This window comes from Deltaproteobacteria bacterium (genome assembly GCA_020845895.1).
Lineage (GTDB): Bacteria > Lernaellota > Lernaellaia > JACKCT01 > JACKCT01 > JADLEX01.
This window is the reverse complement of record JADLEX010000057.1, coordinates 100,382-118,753: the sequence shown is the minus strand read 5'-3', so window position 1 is coordinate 118,753 and position 18,372 is coordinate 100,382. Positions and strand designations below refer to the sequence as shown.

Genomic DNA, 18,372 nt, shown 5'->3' with positions numbered 1-18,372 from the left:
TCGCTTCCGCCCGTCCGAATTATGCAACCCCGATGCCGTTTGCGCGAGAGGGCGAAATCACGGTCTCTGGTGCGCGGGAATCAGATCTCGAAACCGGCCGGCTCGTCCTGCTGGGCCTGAAAAAAACGGCCTTTTCCGAAATCGGTGTTGACCGGAACTCCGGCGCGGCACAGGGGGCAGATCGCGGCAGGGTAGGTGACGAGCGGTTCCGCGAGGGCCGCGGCGATCGGCACATCGCCGAACAGCGACGAATCGATCCGGCGGAACAGGCACGAGATGCCGACGATCTCGACGCCGCGCTCGCGAAGGCGTCCCATCAACTCGGTGGCCTGACGGCCGCGGCTCACCACGTCGTCGTGGATCATCGCGCGCAAGGGTCCCGTGGGAAGCGGGTCGGACTCCATGGAGCAACACGGAACCGCCGGCACGCGGTAGGTTCCGGCCAGCAATCGGCCCAGCAATCGGGCCACCGGAAGAGACTGATCGTCCGGGGAAACGATGGTTTCGACGCGCCAATGCGCGACGCGCTCGGTGAGACGACGCGAAAAGTCCTGCAGCAGGTCGCGGGCGTCGTAAAACTTCGCCGCGCTAATGAAATGGCTTGAGTGGTGGCCGGGGTTTCCATACCCGTCGCCGAGGACGAAGTGGTCAGGTCCCATGATTACGCCGCGCGCGACGAGTTCGTCGAACTGCGTCATTTCTGCTTTCCTGGCGGTCACGATCATTCGAGGGTCTCCAAATGTCGCGCGATCCTATCCGAATTGACGCACTGTGTCAAAGAGCGTTTTCGGCAAAGTGGACAGCCGCGGGGCGGCAAGGTTCCTGTACGACCCGAATCCCTCATGATAAACTCATGTTATGAGCCTGTCACGGTATGCACTCCTGAAAAAAATCGGAGAAGGCGGCATGGCCGAGGCCCATCTGGCGCGGATGGAAGCGCCCGGCGGCGCTTCGAAACTGTGCGTTCTCAAAACCATTCGCCCGGAACTTGCCGCGGACTCCGCCTTTCGCGAGGCGTTTTTCGACGAGGCGCGCCTCGCGCTCTCCCTCGACCACGGAGCGATTGTCCACACCTTCGACTTTGGCGAGGAGGCCGGGCGGCTGTACCTCGCCATGGAGTGGTGCGACGCGGGCGACCTCGAGGGATTGATGCACGCGCTGGCCGTTCGCGGCGAACGCATCCCCATTCCCATCGCATGTACGATTCTCGCGCGCGTGCTGGAGGGACTGCGTTACGCGCACGACGCCCGCGACGCGCTGGGACGTCCGCTCGATCTCGTGCACCGCGACATCTCGCCATCCAACGTTTTGCTGACCTTTTCCGGCGAAGCGAAGCTCGGTGACTTCGGCATTTCGCGGGCGGCCCTGCGACGTGGGGCGACGGGTGCCGGGCTCGTGAAGGGGAAACCGCCGTACCTTTCGCCCGAACAGGCGCGCGGCGAGACGGCCACGGTTCGAAGCGACATTTTTGCGTGCGGCGTGCTGCTTTGGGAAATACTGGTCGGCGGTCGCCTCTTCGATGGCGGCGACACGCGTCAGATTCTGGCAAAAGTCGCCGCGGCCCGCGTGCCGCGGCCGGATCTTCATCGCCCGGATCTTCCCATGCGACTCGCGGCGATCGTGTTGCGCGCGCTGCGATCGGATCCGACCGATCGCTTCCCGAGTGCCGAGGACTTCTACCGGGAAATTCTGGAATTCGCCCGCGAATCGGGATTCGCGCTTGACGCGGCGACGCTCTCGACATTTCTGCGCGAGCGGCTCGTCGATCAGGCCGGCGAAAACGTACGTGCCCGTGTGACGACGCCGGTCATGGCGTCCGAAATCGGCGACCAGGCGCGGATTGGGGCGCGCGACAAGCGGGATTGGCGATGGCGCGACCTGGCGATTGCGACGGCGGGCGCTGCGGTTTCGTTGGTCCTCGCGTGGGTCCTGCTTTCCGGCGGTGCGCTTTCGCGGCGAAACGCGAAGATCGAAACCGTACCGCCGCCGATCTCGCAGGTGCGCCCAGGTCCGGGGGCGACGGCATTCAATCTCGACGCCGATCCGCCGGGCACGTTGGTCGTCGTGGGGGATCGGCCGATAGGATTCACGCCGGTGCGAGCGGCTGTCGCTGTGGAAAAACGCGCGAAGTTGCCGGTACGCACGACGTTTCCGGGCCGGGTCGCCGTCGGCGTGAACATGATCTTCGAGCCCGGAACCGAAAAGACCGCGAAGCGCGTGAAGGTCGGTTTGTCCGGTGTCGTGGCCGGTGGGTTCGACGTCCCGTCGCGGTGGGGCGCTGTGGATGTTCCCGCGGGTGCGTCTCTTCGACTCCCCCCCGGGCTCTTTCGCGTCGAGAAAAACGGCGTGGTGACGTACGAGCGGATCGGTCCGCCCGTGTCAGCCGAGTAGTCTGGCGGCGTCCTTCGCGAAGTACGTCAGGATGATGCGGGCACCGGCGCGGCGAATGGAGGTGAGCATCTCCAGCATGGCGCGGTCGTGGTCGATCCAGCCGGCCGCCGCCGCCGCCTTGAGCATCGAGTACTCCCCGCTGACGTTATAGGCCGCCACGGGCAGGTCGAACGCGTCGGCCGCGCGGCGAATGACGTCAAGGTAGGGCAAGGCCGGCTTGACCATGATGATGTCCGCGCCTTCCTCGACGTCGAGCGCGATCTCGCGCATCGCCTCGTCGAGATTCGCCGGGTCCATCTGGTACGAACGCCGGTCGCCGAACGCCGGGGTCGACTCGGCCGCGTCACGAAACGGCCCGTAGAACGCCGACGCGTACTTGGCCGAGTACGCCATGATCGGGGTCTCGGCGAAGCCCGCGAGGTCGAGCGCGTCGCGGATCGCTCCGACGCGTCCGTCCATCATGTCGGAAGGCGCCACGAGGTCCGCCCCGGCCTCCGCGTGCGAAACCGCCATCCGGGCGAGGAGTTCGATTGTCGCGTCGTTGGCCACGCTCCCGTTCTCGATCACGCCGCAGTGCCCGTGGCTCGTGTATTCGCAAAGGCAAACGTCGGTCGCGACGACCAGGCCGGGGACGTCACTTTTCAGCGCGCGTACCGCCTGCTGCACGATACCGTCCTCGGCGTACCCGTGCGTTCCCTCGGGGTCCTTCGATTCGGGAATTCCGAACAGAATGACCGAAGGAATGCCCAGATCGCGGATCGCCTTGCACTCCTCGACGAGCCGATCGACCGACCAGCGCGACTGTCCCGGCATGGACGGAATCGGGCGCTCCACTCCGGTTCCGGGCTCGACGAAGAGCGGCATCAGCAGGTTGTCGCGCGAAAGACGGGTCTCGCGAACCATGCGGCGCAGGGTTTCGCCCGCACGCAGTCGGCGCGGACGCTGAATGGGAAACGGCATCGTGGAGCCCCCTACGGTTGACCGGCCCGACGGATATTACGGGCGGGCGGTCACGTGTCCAGACCCGGCGGGACGCGCGAAACTGACCGAATTGTGATCTCGGTCACGCCCCATGACGGATTTCCCTTGGCATCTCTCGAAGCTGTGCTATACTACCGATAGTGCGATTATGATGATGAATGCGGCATGTCATACCGGATGTTGACGAGGCGGGGGCCGTAAAAGTCGAGGAAGGAGGCCGAAGATGTCGGCAAGCGACCGTTTGGAACGTGACGCGGCATTGTTGTCCCCGACGCTCACGGAGGAAGAGATCGCCCGGATGGTTCGGCGCAACCTGCGCCGGCATCACCACGAGGTCGATCGCAGGCGCAAGTCGTCCGAACGCAAGGTTCTGGTGAACGCCGAGCAGTCCGACCGCGTCAGCCGTTAGACGCGGGACGAAGACGCCTCGGATTCACCTTCGCGCGAGCCTCAGAAGGCTTTCGTCGGTCAGTCCTTTCGCCGCGAGCGTCACGGCGCAGTCCGCGCGATACGTCTGTTTGTCCTCCACGAAGTCGAGGACCCACCACTGGCATTCGGCCCCCCGGCATCGTTCGCGGATCATCGGGCAGAATTTCAGCTCGGTGTCCATCGACCGGTCGTGCGTTTCGTAGAGCCCGTCCACCGTTGACCTCCGAAAAGAGAAAGGGCGCGATCGCTCGCGCCCTTCCGAGAGTCCGTCAAATTGCCTTTCAGGGGATCACGCCGAGGAAGTTGTCGAACCAGACGTCTCCGCCCAAATCCACGTCGCCCCAGTCGATGACCTGGATGTAGCCGAACGGAGTCCCGTCGCCCCAATACATGCCGATGTCCGTGCAATCCGTGGCGGTTTCATCGATCAGCACCGAGTAGGTGCCTCCGGCGAAATCGTGGTGGACCTTGACGTTGTGCCAGGCGCCGGACAACAGATCGCCGCACTCGACCAGCACCGCCCCCGTGAAGTCCTGGGCACTGAGGGTCTCGTTCTCCACTTCGATCTGAGTTTCGGGTGCGGGGTACCCCAGATAATTCTGGTAGGTCCGGAATCCGAAGTCGGCGTTGGAATCGACGAGCATGACGTCGAAGCTGATGTCGAGGTCATCGGAAACGTCGGTAAATTGGTAGGTAGAGAGGACGTAATCCGCCGGCGTCGTGTCGACTCCGTCGATCTCCAGCACCTTGCCCGCGCCGTCGCCGGCCACGAGGCTGACGATGTCCGCCGTTCCGCCGCCGCCATATGAGGTGAACCACGGCGTGGTCAGCGGTCCGACGCTGTAAGATTCGAAGTCGACCGAGAACAACGTAGCGGGCGTGGTGTCTTCGCCCAAGATGTTGTCAATCTGGAAGTCGCCGACGTATCCCTGGTCGCTCCAGTCGATGAACTGGACGAAGCCCAGCGGCGTGCCGTCGGCGTAAATCATCGCGAAGTCTTCGCAATCGGTCGGCGTACCGTCGATCTCCACCGAGTAGGTGCCGCCCGCGAAGTCGAACACCAGCGCCACGTTGGTCCAGTCCGCCCCTGCCACCGAAGCGGCGCAGTCGGTGGTCGTGAAGGTCGTCGCGTCAAAAGCCTTGACCGCGCCGTCCTCGATGACAAGCTGCGACTCGGTGAGAGCCAAATCTTCGTAATTCTGCAGAACGCGGAAGCCCCAGTCGGCATTGTTGTCGACCGGTTTCACGTCGAACGAGATCGTGCAGTCCTCGTCGATATCGGGAAATTGGTATTCAACGAGCGCGTAGCCGTCGATCTGCTCCGCAACGCCGCCGTCCTGGAACAGCGCTTTACCGGAGCCGTCTTTGACCAGGGCCGCGACTTCATGGGTCGAGGCGCCGCTGACCAACACGTCCCAAGGGGCGCCGAGGTCGCCGACCGCGTAATCCTCGAAGTCGATCAAAAAGACTTCGTCGTCGTCGGTGTCGTCGTCGGTGGTATCGTCGTCGGTCGTGTCGTCGTCGGTGGTGTCGTCGTCGTCGGTGGTGTCGTCGTCGGTGGTGTCGTCATCGGTGGTGTCGTCATCGGTGGTGTCGTCATCGGTGGTGTCGTCGTCCGTCATGGTGTCGTCGTCGTCGCCGCCATCGTCGTCGTCATCGCCGCCGCCGCAAGCGGTCACGGAAAGGCTCGCCGCCAGCATCACGACGAGCGCCAAGGTCCATTGCCAACGAAGCATGATAAAAACCCTCCTGAGGTAGGTGCCGAAACCAGCGCGGATTCTAGTGGTCGAACTCCAGAGTGTCAAATTCTTTTTTCCCGCCCGACACACAGGGATGCAAGATAACTATATGAAAAAACTATGTAAATTCAGTTTTTTTGAGATTTTTTCCGTCGCGAATACCGTCATTTCCTGTGCCGAAATGGCCGTTTGGATGACAAGGCGACAAGGTCGAGATCCGCCCGAATTCCCGGCCATCGCGACGCCTTTGACGGATCGAGGTGATTGCGTTAAGCAGCGTGCGCGCCTTTCACGGGCGCATTTCACCGGGAGCACACAGGCGCATGCACCCCATTCTCCTGACCATCGGCGGAAAAGAGATCCACTTCTACCAAGTCTTCTATCCGCTCTCGCTGCTTCTCGGGATCTTCCTCACGGTCCGGCGGGCAAAAAAGGAGGGATTTTCCGAGGAGATCGCACTCAAGGCGTTCATCTGGACGCTTTTCGGTGTGCTCGTCGGATCGCGCCTGCTGGACGTGATCGTCAACACCGGCTGGTACATCGAGGATCCCAAGCGCATTTTCATCGCCAACACCGGCGTCGTGCTTTACGGCGGTTACCTCGGGGCCGTCGCGGGAAGTTGGGGATACCTCGCCTACAAACGACACCCCATCCTGCCGATGCAGGACATCGCCTCGACCTATTTCGGACTGGGTCTGCTCGTCCACCGGTCGCTGGCATGTTTCATGGCGGGGTGCTGCTACGGCGCGCCGACGGACATGCCTTGGGGTGTGGTCTATCCCGTCGGCGCACGAGCCCATAAAGCTTTCGGCGAGGTGCCGGTCCACCCGACGCAGCTCTACGAGGCGTTTTGGGGGTTGCTGATGTTCGGCGTGATGGTCGCGTATCGCGACCGAAAGAAGAATCGGTTTTACGGTGAGCTCTTCGCGCTGCAACTCATGTTTTACGGGGTCGGTCGGTTCCTGATCGAGCTCGTGCGCGGCGACGCCGCCCGGGGACGATACGGGTTTCTCACCACAAGCCAGTGGATCAGCGTCGCCCTCGTGACCGCCGCTATGATCCTCGCCATAATCGTCCGCCGGAGAAAAGCCCTAGTATCCGCCGGAAAGCTGAAGCGCGCGGACGTATGCGAACCGCCGCCGCTGAAGGCATTTTCGAAGCGCTGACCGCGCGGGAGCGGCGAGATGGAATTCGTTCTGGCCAAAACGGCCGGATTCTGCTGGGGCGTCAGGCGAGCCCTGAATAAGACCCTCGAGGTGGACGTTCCGCCCGGAACGAAGGTCACCACGCTCGGTCCACTCGTCCACAATCCGCAGGTCATCGACCTGCTCAAGCACCGCGATATCGGTGTCGCGAAGACCGTCGAGGAGATCAGCGGCGGTGTCGCCATCATTCGCACGCACGGCGTTTCGCCCCAGGTCCGCGCCGAACTCGAGACCCGCGCCGAGAAGATCTTCGATCAGACTTGCCCCGTGGTGGTGAAGGTCCAGAAGCTCGTCGATGTCTACAAGCGCAAGGGCCACTTCGTCGTGATTTACGGCGAGCCCCACCACCCCGAGGTGCAGGGCCTCATCGGGTTCGCGGGCGAAGGCAACTCGATCATCATCGACAAGGCGGAGGATCTTTACCGCGTGAAAGAAATGGGGCACGAGCGGATCATCCTCGTCACGCAGACGACGACCAACGTCGCCGAGTGGAACCGGACGATGGCGCTCGCCCGTCAGGAGTTTCCCGAGGTCATCGTGAAGGACACGATGTGCGACGCGACGATCGAGCGGCAGGACGACATTCTGGAACTGTGCCGCGAGGTCGAGGCGATGATCGTCATCGGCGGAAAGAACTCGGGCAACACGACGCGCCTCGCGCAGATCGCCGCCGAGGAGTTCCGCCTGCCGACGTGGCACGTCGAGAGCGAGGACGAGCTCATGGGCGTGGACTTCACGCCTTACGCGAAGATCGGCGTCACCGCCGGCGCGTCCACGCCCGCGTGGAGCATCGACCGCGTCATGGCGTACCTCAAGACGCTCGAGGACCGCAGCAAGAATCCGGTACTCTCCAAGATCAAATTCGCGTTGACCACGATGGTCGTCACCAACGTGTTCACGAGCCTTGCGGCGGGCGCGTTGTGTTATGTGGGCGCGGCGCTTCAGGGCGTGCCGTTTTCGTCGCCGTTCTTCTGGTTGGCGTTCTTCTACGTGCTGTCGATGCACGTGCTCAACCGGTTCACGGAACGCAATCTCGACCAGTTCCGCGACGACCCGGCCCGCGTTCGGTTCTACGAAAAGCACGGCAAGCTGATGCGGGTGATCGGCGTCGGTTCGGGTGCGATCGCCCTCGCCATCAGCGTGTGGATGGGCGTGTTGCCGTTCCTGCTGATTCTCGGCGCGAGCGTGATCGGCGTGCTCTACTCCGTAAAAATCGTTCCCAAACGATTCATGAAAACCGTTGGCTTCCGCCGGCTCAAGGACATCGCCGCCAGCAAAAACTTCTTCGTCGCCTCGGCCTGGGCGATGGTGTCCATTTTTCCGATCTTCTTCCTCTCCGCAGATCCCGATTTCGTGCGAACGATTCTCGCGTTCGTATTCCTCTTCGTCGTCACCGCGATGCGTTCGGTGGTCGTGGATCTGACCGATATGAACGCGGACCGGCTCGTCGGTCGTGAGACGCTGCCGCTCGTGCTCGGCGAGAAAAAAACGGCCCGGTACCTGCTACACGCGGCCGGGGGACTCGGCGTCGGACTCATGGGCTTTGCGGCGGTGGGGTTGTTCCCGCTATCCGCGTGGGCGCTCGGGGCCTGGGCGCTCGGGGAACTCGTCTACCTGATCTCCCATCCGCCGACCTTTGAGCGGGGGGTCGTCATGCGCGATCTCGTCGTCGATTCGCACTTTCTCGCCGCCGCACTGCTGATGTTCCTGCTCGGCGGAATCTGACCGCGATCCGGACTAACATTCGACGGCCGTTCGCTGCGCGTGCGGCAGCCAAAGCAATCGGTCGGCGAGCCCCGCGACCGCGAAGGCTCGTTCCACGTCCTTTCGACCCTCGGAAAAATGCGTGAATCCATCGAAGTGGACCGGCACGATGCGCGCGGCGCCGATGGCGTGCGTCGCCTGAATCGCGTCGCGGGTGTTCATCGTGTAGCGGATCGGACCCGTGGAAGAAAACGCCGCCCGGCCGAGGTGCAAAATGGCGGTTCCGACCCTTCGCCTGACGAAAAACGACGCCAGCGCGCCGTACCACACCGTGTCCCCGGAGATCCACAACCCGCCGTCCCGCTGCCCGTCCCATTCGAGAAAAAATCCAATCACCGGTCCGACGAACGGCAGGGAAAACGGCGGTCCATGCCGGGCCGGCGCGGCGGTGACGCGGACCCGAAAGCCGTCGGAACCCGTGACGAAGATTTGTTGCCCAGCCTGCAATCACTGTGCGTTCCCCCGTAGCCGGGCGGCCCCTGAGTGCGTCGTCAGGACGGTGCGGGCGCCGGGCAGCAGGGTGCGCCCGGCGTCGTCGAGATTGTCGGCATGGTGATCGTGGGAGAGCAGTACCGCGTCAATCGGGCCGATTTCATTCGGCTTTATTGGCGGATTCGTCAGTTTTCGCGAACGGGTCCCGAAACCGAAGTGGGACTCGGTTCCGACCGGATCGAACACCGGGTCGGTCACCAGACGCACGGACCCAATCTCGACAATCATCGTCGCGGCATCGAGTCGCGTGACGTGGAGCATGGCGGTTGGACCCCCAACGACGACATCATGGAGGCGCCGGCGAACGGCTGCAAGACCGCGAAATCCCAAAAAAAGAACTTAAGCCCGGGTGCGGCGGGGCCGATAAAAAGACTGCGAACACGGAATTGGGGGGTCGGCCAGGTCAACACCGCCAAAATCAACGCCTTGACCGGGCGCAAAGTTGGGGATCCACGAAGGACACCCAACTCTAAAAATCGAAATGGATAACAAAGGATTGTTACCCACACGGACGCGAATCAAGGAGGATTCTCATGGGTCTCGTTATCACCAATAACGTCTCGTCTCTGAACGCTCAGCGCAACATCAACAAGTCGCAGGGCGGCTTGTCGAAAAGCCTCGAGCGCCTGTCTTCCGGTCTCCGCATCAACCGCGCCGGCGACGACGCCGCGGGTCTCGCGATTTCCGAGAAATTGCGTTCCAACGTCCGCGCCCTCAGCCAGGCCGGCCGCAACGCCTCGGACGCGATTTCGTTGATCCAGACCGCTGAAGGATCGATGAACGAAATCAGCAGCTCGCTGATCCGCATGAAGGAACTGGCCGAGCAGGCCGCGACCGGCACGGTCGGCACGCAGGAGCGAGGGTTCCTGAATCAGGAATTCCAGGCGCTGCGCACGGAAATCACGCGAATCGCGGACAACACGCGGTTCAACGACACCTCGCTGCTCGACGGCTCCCTCGACACGACGATCCAGATCGGCGTCACCTCGACCGAGACGATCAGCATTTCGGTTTCGGACGTCGACTCCGCCGCCCTGACCCTGACCACCTCGATCAGCACCGTCACGAACGCGCAGAGCGCTCTGTCGTCGGTCACGACGGCCATCGGCACCGTGTCGAGCCGCCGTTCCGCCCTCGGCGCCTTGCAGAACCGGTTCGAGTCGATCGTGGCGAACATCGAAAACCAGGTGGAAAACCTGACGGGCGCCGAATCCCGTATCCGCGACGTCGATATCGCGGCCGAGACGGCGAACCTGACCAAGTTCAGCATCCTGCAGCAGGCCGGTGTGTCGGTTCTGTCCCAGGCGAACCAGTCGCCGACCGTCGCCCTCTCGCTGCTCGGCTAAACCGAGTTTCCATCGACGACATGAACGACCGGGGGTCCGCCCCCGGTCGTTCTTTCCGGATCGGCATCAACGCTGGGATAGTTTTTTCAAGCTCTCTTCCATCCAGCGGTGTTGCGTCTCGCGATCAGCGCCCGCATCGCCGCGCCAGACCGCCCGTCGCAGCTCCGCCAACGCCCGTCCGATCCCCGGCCCGGGCCGAATTCCCATCGCCTGCAGGTCGTCGCCGGTCAATTGGACTTTCTTCAGGGGTCGAATCTCCCAATACCGCGCCACGCAATGGCGAACGACTTCGTTCGACAAGAACGCCACGACCGCGAGCGCCTCGTCGCGCATACCGTCGAAAGCCAACAACCGCTCGTCTCTTCGCTGTCGCGGAAATGCGAGCAGCTCGCGCACGACCTCAGGAGCGCGAGCGGCATCGGCCGCAAGTCGTTGCGCCGCGGAGGACGGAACGCCGAGCGCGATGAGCCATTCGACGGCAGCCGCCTCCGGCCAGTCCCAGGCCAGCGCGACCGCGCGCATCGTTACGAAGTCGAGAAGCGGTGCGTGATCCAAGCGCCTCACAAAGGCGTCCGTGCAGGCCAATCGACGCAGCGGCTTCGTATCACGGTCCAGATTCGGGAAAACGAAACGCTCGGCGCGAAACTGCTGCACGAGCCATAGCGCCGGAACGGGGTGCGCCTCCGAGAGGATCAGCCGCATCTCGCGGGCCAGCCGCGCCGCGCTCACGCTTGCCGGAGCGAAGGCCGCGACGGCCGAGAGAATCCGTCGGGCCGTTTTCGTCTCGACGCGAAAATTCAATCGACCGGCGAATCGGGCCGCGCGGTAGATGCGCGTGGGATCGTCGAGAAACGACGCCCGGTGCAGCATCCGAACCCATCGTCGTGCGAGATCGGACCGACCGTCAAAGGGATCGAGCAGGCGCTCGAATCCATCGCCGCGAACGACGAGGGCCATCGCGTTGATCGTAAAATCGCGTCGCCGCAGGTCGTCGTCGAGCGATGCCGGCTCGACGTCGGGCAGTGCGCCGGGCTGCGCGTAGGTCTCCGTGCGGGTACGCGCGAGGTCGATCTTCGAACCGTCTTCGAAGAGCAGCGTCGCCGTCTCGAACGCGTCGTAATAGCGAGCTTCGCAGCCCCACTCGCGTTCGGCGCGACGGACGAGGGCGCGAACGTCCGTCTCGACGGCGAGGTCGATGTCGATGTTCGGCGCACCCAACAGCAGATCGCGCACGGGTCCGCCCACCAGGGCGCAGCGCGCTGCGTCTTCGCGCGTCCACGTCGCGATCGCGCGCACGCGGCGCAGGATTGCGGCCGGGACGGACGTCCGAAATCTCGCGGCGAGGTCTTCCAGCGTGTCGTCGGAAGTTTTCACGATCACCCCCTCGGATGCGCCGATTTGTGCACGCGCTTGAGTCGCTCGCGTTCGACGTGCGTGTAGATCGAGGTCGTCGAAATGTCCGAGTGACCGAGCAAAGTCTGCACGACGCGCAGGTCCGCGCCGTGCTCCAGCAAGTGTGTCGCGAAGCTGTGGCGCAGCGTGTGCGGGTGGATCTTTTTTCGGATTCCCGCCCTCGACGCGAGCTTGCCGACCAGCGTCCAGAAGTTCTGCCGCGTCATCGGGCCGCCTCGATTCGTCACGAAAAGCGCCTCGCTCATTCGGCCCTTGAGCAGCGCGCCGCGTCCCAGTTCGAGGTAGTCGCGCAACGCGCGCTCGGCCCCGTCGCCGAAAGGCACCAGTCTCTCCTTCGCGCCCTTGCCGAAGGTGCGTACGAACCCAGCATCGAAGTGGACCTGCGTCGTCGCCAGGCCGATCAACTCCGAGACGCGAAGGCCGGTCGCGTACAACAGTTCCAGCATGGCCGCATCGCGCAGTCCGGCGGGCGTCTTTCGGTCGGGCGCGGCGATGAGCGCGTCGACTTCGTCCACGGTGAGCACGTCGGGCAGGTCGGTGCGCGCGCGCGGCAGGGCGACGAGTTCGGACGGATCGGTCTTCACGCCGCCCTCGATTTCCAGAAAACGCAGAAATCCGCGCACGGCGATCAGGTTTCGCGCGGCCGTTCGCGCGCTGCGCCCCGCCTCGCGGCGCTCGCCGGTGAACTGCATCAGGTGGGCGCGGTCGACGCGGTCCGGCCGGTCGATGCCCTCGCGCTCGCAGTAGTCGACGAAGAGGGCGAGGTCGCGGGCGTAGGCGTCGAGCGTGTTGTCCGCGAGCCCCTTCTCGGCCCGAAGGTACACGAAGTAGCGGTCGATCCATCCGTCCAGTTCGCTCATTGATAGCCCGACAGGTATTCGCGGATGCCGTCCGCGATGCCCTTCGCCAGCGCGTCCTGATAGGCGTCGCTCTTGAGCCGCGCGAGTTCGGTCTTGTTCGTGATGAACCCGCACTCCACCAGAATCGCCGGCATCTTCGCGCCCAGCAGAACATAAAACGGCGCGCTGCGCACGGGCCTGGAGACGACATTGGAGTGCATTCGCCGCGTGTGCGTCAGCATGTTCTTCTGCACCAGCGCGGCGAGGTGGTTGCTTTCGACCTTTTTGTACGACAGCGACAGCGCGGCGAGCACGGCGTTCATCTGCTCCACGCGCTCCTCGGCCGTGGCGTTTTCCGCGGCGACGAGCGCCCAGTCCTCTCGGTTCGCCTTGGGCGAGAAGTGGAACGTCTCGATGCCGGATGCGCCGACGTTGCGCGCGGCGTTGATGTGCACCGAGACGAACAGGTCGGCGTTCGCCTTGTTCGCGATCGCGGGCCGCTGCGGCAGCGTGATGAAGTGATCCGTCGGGCGCGAGAGCAGCGTGCGGATGTGGGCATCTTTTTTCAGTTCTTTTTCCACGCGTTTCACGATGGAAAGCGTGAGAAGCGATTCGCGGTCGCCGCCTCGGCTCATCGCGCCGGTGTCTTTGCCGCCGTGCCCCGCGTCGAGCACGACGAGAAACGTCTTTTTCGGCTTGGGCTGGTCCGGCGGCGGCGTGGGCGTCGCGGCGGTCTTGGTTCGCCCCTGTACGTCGATGACGATGCGAAACGGTTCGAGCATCGGGAAGATCTGATAGTTTTCGATGCTCTCGATGTCGAGCACGACGCGCGCGGTTTTTTCGTCGAATTGCCCGACGCGGACGCGCTGCAACAGGCCGTCGGCGAGCGGCATCTCCTTGGCCACCGCGGACGCGATGCCGCAGTCGCGAAAGTCGATGTACAGACGGCGCGGCAGGTTCTGGCCGGGCTGCTGTTCCAGCAGGTTCGTGGTGTACGGCGTTTCGTCGGAGAGTTCGATGACGATGCGCGTGTAGTCGGGGTTCGTCCAGTTCTGCACGCCCACGATCGTCGGCGCGGTGAAGATCTCGAGCGGGATTGTGTCCCCGTCGGCGAACGCTTCCGCGACCGGTGTCGCGGCCGCCGGCTCGCCCGGCTGCGCCACGGGGCTGTCAGGCGCGGGCGTGCCGACCGGTCCGGGAGACGGCGACGGCGACGGCGCCGCGGCGGGCGGCTTCGTCTCCGCGATGTTCGTCGGCGGCGGTTTCGCCGCGTGCTTGGCCAGGCGCTTTGCGCCCTCGCGGGCCTTCAAGGTCAGGTCGCCTTTGGGATAACTCTTCACGCATCGCGCGTAATGCTCTTGCGCCTCGGCGGGGCGATTCAGCTTTTCGAGCGCCGCGCCGCTTTTCACCAGCGCGTCGTCGGCGAAGGGGCTCTTGGGATAGCCCTTCAACAGTTGATCGTAGATCGTCACGGCCTGCTTCGCGTCGGCCGCTTGGCCGCTCCACGCGTGGAGTTCCAGATACGCGCTCGCCGCCAGAAACAAGGCGTCGTCGGCGTACGCGGCTTTGGGCGCGGCCTTGTGCAAGCGCCGGAACTGATCGATGTGACGCACCCAGTTGTGACGATAGACCTTCTTGCCGTCCTCCTTGAGGAAGGCGAGGTAGGCGGCCTTGGCCTTGGCGAACTGCGTTTGGCCGTCCGCCGCTGCGGCGACGCTCCCTGCTGCCGCGAGAGCCACCAGAACCAGCGCGGCCGCGAGGAGGCGTTTCATGCGCGCTCGATCCGGGCCTTGAGTTCGCAGAGGAATTGCAGGGCCTGCAGCGGGGTCAGCCCGTTCGTGTCGAGCGCGCGAAGCTCGTCCTCCATCGGCGATCGCGCCGGCGTCGCCGCGAAGAGCTGGAGCTGCCCCCGGCGGCCGTTGCCGTCCTCCGCGGCGTGGTGGGCGAGCCTAGCGCGGCCGATCTCGTCGAGCTCGCCCTTCTCCAGATTCGCGAGAATCTCTTTCGCGCGGGAGACGACGGGATCGGGCAGGCCGGCGAGCCGCGCGACCTGGATGCCGTAGCTGCGGTTCGTGCCGCCGGGCAGGATGCGGTGAAGGAAAATCAGCCGGTCATCGCGCTCGATGATGCCGATGTTGTAGTTGCGAACGCGCTTGCGCTCGCGGCCGATATCGACGAGCTCGTGGAAGTGCGTGGCGAACAGCGTCTTCGCGCGGCGCTCGGGCACGTCGTGCAGGTACTCCGTCACGGCCCAAGCGATGGACAGGCCGTCGAAGGTGCTGGTGCCGCGACCGATCTCATCGAGGATGACGAGGCTCTTCGCCGTCGCCTCGCGCAGGATGTGCGCCGTTTCCATCATCTCGACCATGAACGTGGACTGGCCGCGCGCGAGGTTGTCGGACGCGCCGACGCGCGTGAAGATGCGATCGACGACGCCGATGCGCGCCTCGCGGGCCGGCACGAACGAGCCGATCTGCGCCATCAGCACGACGAGCGCGACCTGGCGGATGTATGTCGATTTGCCCGCCATGTTGGGCCCGGTGATGACGAGGATCTGGTCGCCCTCGGGATCGAGGATTGTGTCGTTGGGGACGAAACGCTCGCCCGGGTTCGTGCGCTCGACGACCGGGTGTCGCCCCTCGGAGATGTCGATGCGGTCCGACTCGTCGATCGCGGGCTTGACGTACGCGTTCGCCTCGGCGAGCTCGGCAAAGGTCGCGAGCACGTCGAGCGTCGCGAGCCGCGCGGCGGTCGCCTGGATGCGCGTGACCTCGGCCGCGACGCGCTCGCGCACCGCGCCGAACAGCGTGTACTCGAGATCAACGATCCGGTCGCGCGCCGTGAGGACCTTTTCCTCGTAAATCTTGAGTTCCTCGGTGATGTAACGTTCGGCGTTCACGAGCGTCTGCTTGCGCGTGTAGTCGATGGGGATGCGGTCTTTGTGCGCGTTGCTGATTTCGATGTAGTAGCCGAAGACCGAATTGTAACGGATCTTCAGGCTCCCGATGCCCGAGCGTTCGCGCTCGCGCGCCTCCATCTCCGACAGGTACGATTTGCCGTCGCGTTCGATCGCGCGCAGGTCGTCCAGCTCGGCGTTCCAGCCCGCTTTGATGAGACCGCCGTCGCGCAGCGTGATCGGCGGTTCGTCGTCGATCGCCGCGTCCACCAGTTCGCGCACGTCGTGCAGGTCGTCGAGCTGCCGCGCCATCTCGGTGAGTAGCGGCGCGTCGAAATCGGCGAGTCGACCGCGCACTTGCGGCAGCATCTCCAGACTCGTGCGAAGCGAAACGAGGTCGCGCGCGTTGCACGCGGCAAGACTGATGCGCCCGGCGAGGCGCTCGAGGTCGGCGATGCGCGAGAGCAGTTCGCGCAGGGCGCGGCGCGACACCGGCGCGCGAAAAAGGCTCTCGACCGCGTCGTGGCGCCGAGCGATCTCCTTCACGGAGAGCAGCGGATAGAGAATCCACTGGCGCAACAGCCGCGCGCCCATGGCCGTCACGGTTTCGTCGAGCAGGCCGAGCAGGCTGCCGCGCCGCCCGCCTTCGCGCATGCTCGACACGAGTTCCAGATTGCGCTTGGTCGTCTCGTCGACGACCATGAACTGCTCGTCGGTAAAGACGCGCAGCCGGTTGATGTGCCCCAGTTCGCGAAGCTGCGTCTCGAGCAGATACGAGAGCACGCCGCCGGCTGTGCGCAGGGCGGGGCCGAGTTTGTCCGCGTCCATGTCGCGGATCTTGTCTTCGGGAAATTGCACGTCGAGCGAGGCGAGGGCGGTTTCGAGCGCGAACGCGTCGTCGCGAAGCCACGACACCATGCCCACGCCCGCGGCTTTGATGACGGCGGTGAGCGCCGCGTCTTCACGCAGCGACTCGGGCGCGACGATCTCGGCGGGCTCGCGACGCACGATCTCGGCGACGAGTTTTTGATCGTCCACGAAGTGGCCCATCAGGAATTCGCCGGTGGTCAGTTCCGCGATGGTGAAGCCCCACCGGTCGCGGTCGCGCACGATCCCCATCAGGTAGTTGTTCGCGCGCTCGTCGAGGGTCTCGGATTCGAGCGCCACGCCGGGCGTGACGACGCGCGTCACTTCGCGCTTGATGAGGCCCTTGGCGGCCTTCGGGTCCTCGACCTGCTCGCAGATCGCGACCTTCACGCCGGCGCGCACGAGCTTGGAAAGGTAGCCGTTCAGCGCGTGAAAGGGCACGCCCGCGAGGGGGATCGGCTGATCGGCTTCCTTGGCGCGCGAGGTGAGGGCGATATCGAGCAGCTTCGAGGCGCGCTCGGCGTCCTCGTAAAAGGTCTCGTAGAAATCGCCCATGCGAAACAGCACGAGGTGGTCGGGGTAACGCTGCTTCACCTCGTACCACTGGCGCATCGCGGGCGTCAGTTGCATTTTGCTCATCGGAGCGGCGGTCCTGATGGTCGTGACGGACGCGCGACACATTAATGGACCGAACCGGTCAAATCAACGTCGATTCGACCGATTCGGTCCGGGGCGACGCCGTTACTGGCGGATGGTCCGCTTGCCCGCGAGCCGCCACCGAAGCCGCATGGTGCGCTTCGCCAGATCCTCGCGCCAGTGCTTTTTTTCCGTGGGGCAGCGCGACTCGGCGCGCGCCGCCACGTCGAGTGCCGCCTGATACTGCCCTTCCCAATGCTCCCGATACTTCGCCAGCTCGATGTAGGGATGAGGGTCGAACTCGCCCTCCGCCTCCTGCCGGTCGATCATGCCCTGCCAAAGCGCCACGGCCTCGTCCATACGGCGCGTGGTCTTATAGATCTTCACGAGATCCTCGGCGGCGCGCCGACCGATCTTTCCGCGCGCGTTGCGTCCATGATCCAGAAATACGGTGGCCGCGTCGATTTCGCCGCGCGCGAGTCGGTCGCGCCCAATCGCAGCCGATTCCGCGGGGGAAAGGTCCTCGGCGTCCGGGCTCGACGCCGCCGCGCAGCGCGCCATTCGAAGCGCCAGCGCTGGCATGGCGGCGACATCCCATATGTTGTGGTCGAAAACCGCGCGGATGCGCCGCACATCCTTGTGCGTCAGATAGTCTTCGTAGATCGACGGAATGAGGACGCCGGGAACGTCGCCGACGCGGGCATGTCCGACGACTTCGTGCTCCAGCGTCGCGAGGCGGCAGTTGTCGAATGCGCCGCGCCACAGCCGCCGCGAGTACGGCAGCAGATCGAGGTGCGGCCGGTCCATCACCGTGGGATCGAGACGCATGCGGCGCATGCGACCGGCGAGCACCGGCACATCGAAACCGATCCCATTGAAGCTCACGAGCGCCGCGTATTTCGCGACGATCTCCGCGACGGCGTGCATGCACGCGGCTTCGTCGTCCGGGTCCTCGGCGAAGACCTGCCGCACCACGAAGGCGCGGTCCTCGAAGCCGCCGAGTCCCGTGAGAAAGGCGAACATTGCCGGGTTTCCCGGTGCGCCCGCCGTTTCGATATCGAAGAAGAGCAGGTCGCGGGCACGAAGGTCCGCGAGCCAGTGTTGGCCCGACCAACGGGCGAGATCGCCGAGCGGCGCGTCGACGAAATCCGACAAACGACACAGGCCGAAAATGTCGCCCGGTTCGAAGCGGGTTTCGGTAACGAACGCCGACCCGTGCGGCGTCACCGCGTTCGATCCGGCAAACCACACCCGCGCACCCTCAGGCTCCACGCAGGGCGTGTCGGGCGGAATTTCCTCACGCCCGATGATCGCCTTCGTCCGCTCGCGCAGCTCGCGCAGGACGCGGTCTTTTTCGGACTCGCCATTCATCGC

Annotated in this window: 14 protein-coding genes and 1 pseudogene; 5 read left to right on the top strand and 10 right to left on the bottom strand. The window is 64.5% G+C overall.

What is annotated here, in order from left to right; genetic code table 11:
• Positions 1-80 precede the first annotated feature (80 nt).
• Complete coding sequence (locus IT350_08110; GenBank protein ID MCC6158003.1) at positions 81-698, bottom strand: hypothetical protein; 618 nt, start codon at positions 696-698, stop codon at positions 81-83.
• A 208-nt stretch (positions 699-906) separates the two neighbouring features.
• On the opposite strand from IT350_08110, the gene IT350_08105 reads away from it, so the two are divergent.
• Positions 907-2,391 carry a serine/threonine protein kinase gene (locus IT350_08105; protein MCC6158002.1) on the top strand — a complete coding sequence of 495 codons (1,485 nt, stop codon included), beginning with the start codon at positions 907-909 and terminating at the stop codon, positions 2,389-2,391.
• Here IT350_08105 and hemB read toward each other — a convergent pair.
• On the bottom strand, positions 2,380-3,351 hold the full coding sequence (hemB, locus tag IT350_08100) for a porphobilinogen synthase (protein ID MCC6158001.1): 972 nt from the start codon (positions 3,349-3,351) through the stop codon (positions 2,380-2,382). The two genes, IT350_08105 and hemB, sit on opposite strands and share 12 nt — an antisense overlap.
• A gap of 244 nt (positions 3,352-3,595) precedes the next feature.
• On the opposite strand from hemB, the gene IT350_08095 reads away from it, so the two are divergent.
• The gene (locus tag IT350_08095; GenBank protein ID MCC6158000.1) at positions 3,596-3,781 is read left to right on the top strand and encodes a hypothetical protein; all 186 of its coding nucleotides are present in this window, start codon (positions 3,596-3,598) and stop codon (positions 3,779-3,781) included.
• A 24-nt stretch (positions 3,782-3,805) separates the two neighbouring features.
• Here IT350_08095 and IT350_08090 read toward each other — a convergent pair whose 3' ends face one another.
• Entirely contained in the window at positions 3,806-4,015 is a 210-nt protein-coding gene (locus tag IT350_08090; GenBank protein MCC6157999.1) for a hypothetical protein, read from the bottom strand.
• A 67-nt stretch (positions 4,016-4,082) separates the two neighbouring features.
• Positions 4,083-5,537 (bottom strand): hypothetical protein, encoded by a 1,455-nt coding sequence (locus IT350_08085; GenBank protein MCC6157998.1) that lies wholly within the window; start codon positions 5,535-5,537, stop codon positions 4,083-4,085.
• Positions 5,538-5,863: 326 nt separating this feature from the next.
• Between IT350_08085 and IT350_08080 the strand changes: the two genes are divergently transcribed.
• Entirely contained in the window at positions 5,864-6,706 is an 843-nt protein-coding gene (locus tag IT350_08080; protein ID MCC6157997.1) for a prolipoprotein diacylglyceryl transferase, read from the top strand.
• Between the two features lie 18 nt (positions 6,707-6,724).
• On the top strand, positions 6,725-8,470 hold the full coding sequence (ispH, locus tag IT350_08075) for a 4-hydroxy-3-methylbut-2-enyl diphosphate reductase (protein ID MCC6157996.1): 1,746 nt from the start codon (positions 6,725-6,727) through the stop codon (positions 8,468-8,470).
• 12 nt (positions 8,471-8,482) lie between these two features.
• Here the strand turns inward: ispH and IT350_08070 are convergent.
• A pseudogene (locus tag IT350_08070) lies at positions 8,483-9,262 on the bottom strand (MBL fold metallo-hydrolase).
• A gap of 272 nt (positions 9,263-9,534) precedes the next feature.
• Between IT350_08070 and IT350_08065 the strand changes: the two are divergent.
• Entirely contained in the window at positions 9,535-10,347 is an 813-nt protein-coding gene (locus tag IT350_08065; protein ID MCC6157995.1) for a flagellin FliC, read from the top strand.
• Positions 10,348-10,413: 66 nt separating this feature from the next.
• Here the strand turns inward: IT350_08065 and IT350_08060 are convergent, their stop codons facing one another.
• From IT350_08060 to IT350_08040, 5 genes are all read right to left on the bottom strand, one after another.
• Complete coding sequence (locus IT350_08060; protein MCC6157994.1) at positions 10,414-11,721, bottom strand: CCA tRNA nucleotidyltransferase; 1,308 nt, start codon at positions 11,719-11,721, stop codon at positions 10,414-10,416.
• A 2-nt stretch (positions 11,722-11,723) separates the two neighbouring features.
• Positions 11,724-12,620 (bottom strand): site-specific tyrosine recombinase XerD, encoded by an 897-nt coding sequence (gene xerD, locus IT350_08055; GenBank protein MCC6157993.1) that lies wholly within the window; start codon positions 12,618-12,620, stop codon positions 11,724-11,726.
• The gene (locus IT350_08050; GenBank protein MCC6157992.1) at positions 12,617-14,371 is read right to left on the bottom strand and encodes an N-acetylmuramoyl-L-alanine amidase; all 1,755 of its coding nucleotides are present in this window, start codon (positions 14,369-14,371) and stop codon (positions 12,617-12,619) included. Before IT350_08050 ends, xerD begins: the two co-directional genes overlap by 4 nt.
• On the bottom strand, positions 14,368-17,001 hold the full coding sequence (gene mutS, locus IT350_08045; protein ID MCC6157991.1) for a DNA mismatch repair protein MutS: 2,634 nt from the start codon (positions 16,999-17,001) through the stop codon (positions 14,368-14,370). The genes IT350_08050 and mutS overlap by 4 nt, the downstream gene beginning before the upstream one ends.
• A 102-nt stretch (positions 17,002-17,103) precedes the next feature.
• Complete coding sequence (locus tag IT350_08040; GenBank protein MCC6157990.1) at positions 17,104-18,369, bottom strand: ribonuclease H-like domain-containing protein; 1,266 nt, start codon at positions 18,367-18,369, stop codon at positions 17,104-17,106.
• Positions 18,370-18,372 lie beyond the last annotated feature (3 nt).

Excerpts from the sequence above, each read along its gene's own strand:
- IT350_08110 (MCC6158003.1), bottom strand. The coding sequence starts at position 698 with ATGACGCAGTTCGACGAACTCGTCGCGCGCGGCGTAATCATGGGACCT.
- IT350_08105 (MCC6158002.1), top strand. The coding sequence starts at position 907 with ATGGCCGAGGCCCATCTGGCGCGGATGGAAGCGCCCGGCGGCGCTTCG.
- hemB (MCC6158001.1), bottom strand. The coding sequence starts at position 3,351 with ATGCCGTTTCCCATTCAGCGTCCGCGCCGACTGCGTGCGGGCGAAACC.
- IT350_08095 (MCC6158000.1), top strand. The coding sequence starts at position 3,596 with ATGTCGGCAAGCGACCGTTTGGAACGTGACGCGGCATTGTTGTCCCCG.
- IT350_08085 (MCC6157998.1), bottom strand. The coding sequence starts at position 5,537 with ATGCTTCGTTGGCAATGGACCTTGGCGCTCGTCGTGATGCTGGCGGCG.
- IT350_08080 (MCC6157997.1), top strand. The coding sequence starts at position 5,864 with ATGCACCCCATTCTCCTGACCATCGGCGGAAAAGAGATCCACTTCTAC.
- ispH (MCC6157996.1), top strand. The coding sequence starts at position 6,725 with ATGGAATTCGTTCTGGCCAAAACGGCCGGATTCTGCTGGGGCGTCAGG.
- IT350_08065 (MCC6157995.1), top strand. The coding sequence starts at position 9,535 with ATGGGTCTCGTTATCACCAATAACGTCTCGTCTCTGAACGCTCAGCGC.
- xerD (MCC6157993.1), bottom strand. The coding sequence starts at position 12,620 with ATGAGCGAACTGGACGGATGGATCGACCGCTACTTCGTGTACCTTCGG.
- IT350_08050 (MCC6157992.1), bottom strand. The coding sequence starts at position 14,371 with ATGAAACGCCTCCTCGCGGCCGCGCTGGTTCTGGTGGCTCTCGCGGCA.
- mutS (MCC6157991.1), bottom strand. The coding sequence starts at position 17,001 with ATGAGCAAAATGCAACTGACGCCCGCGATGCGCCAGTGGTACGAGGTG.
- IT350_08040 (MCC6157990.1), bottom strand. The coding sequence starts at position 18,369 with ATGAATGGCGAGTCCGAAAAAGACCGCGTCCTGCGCGAGCTGCGCGAG.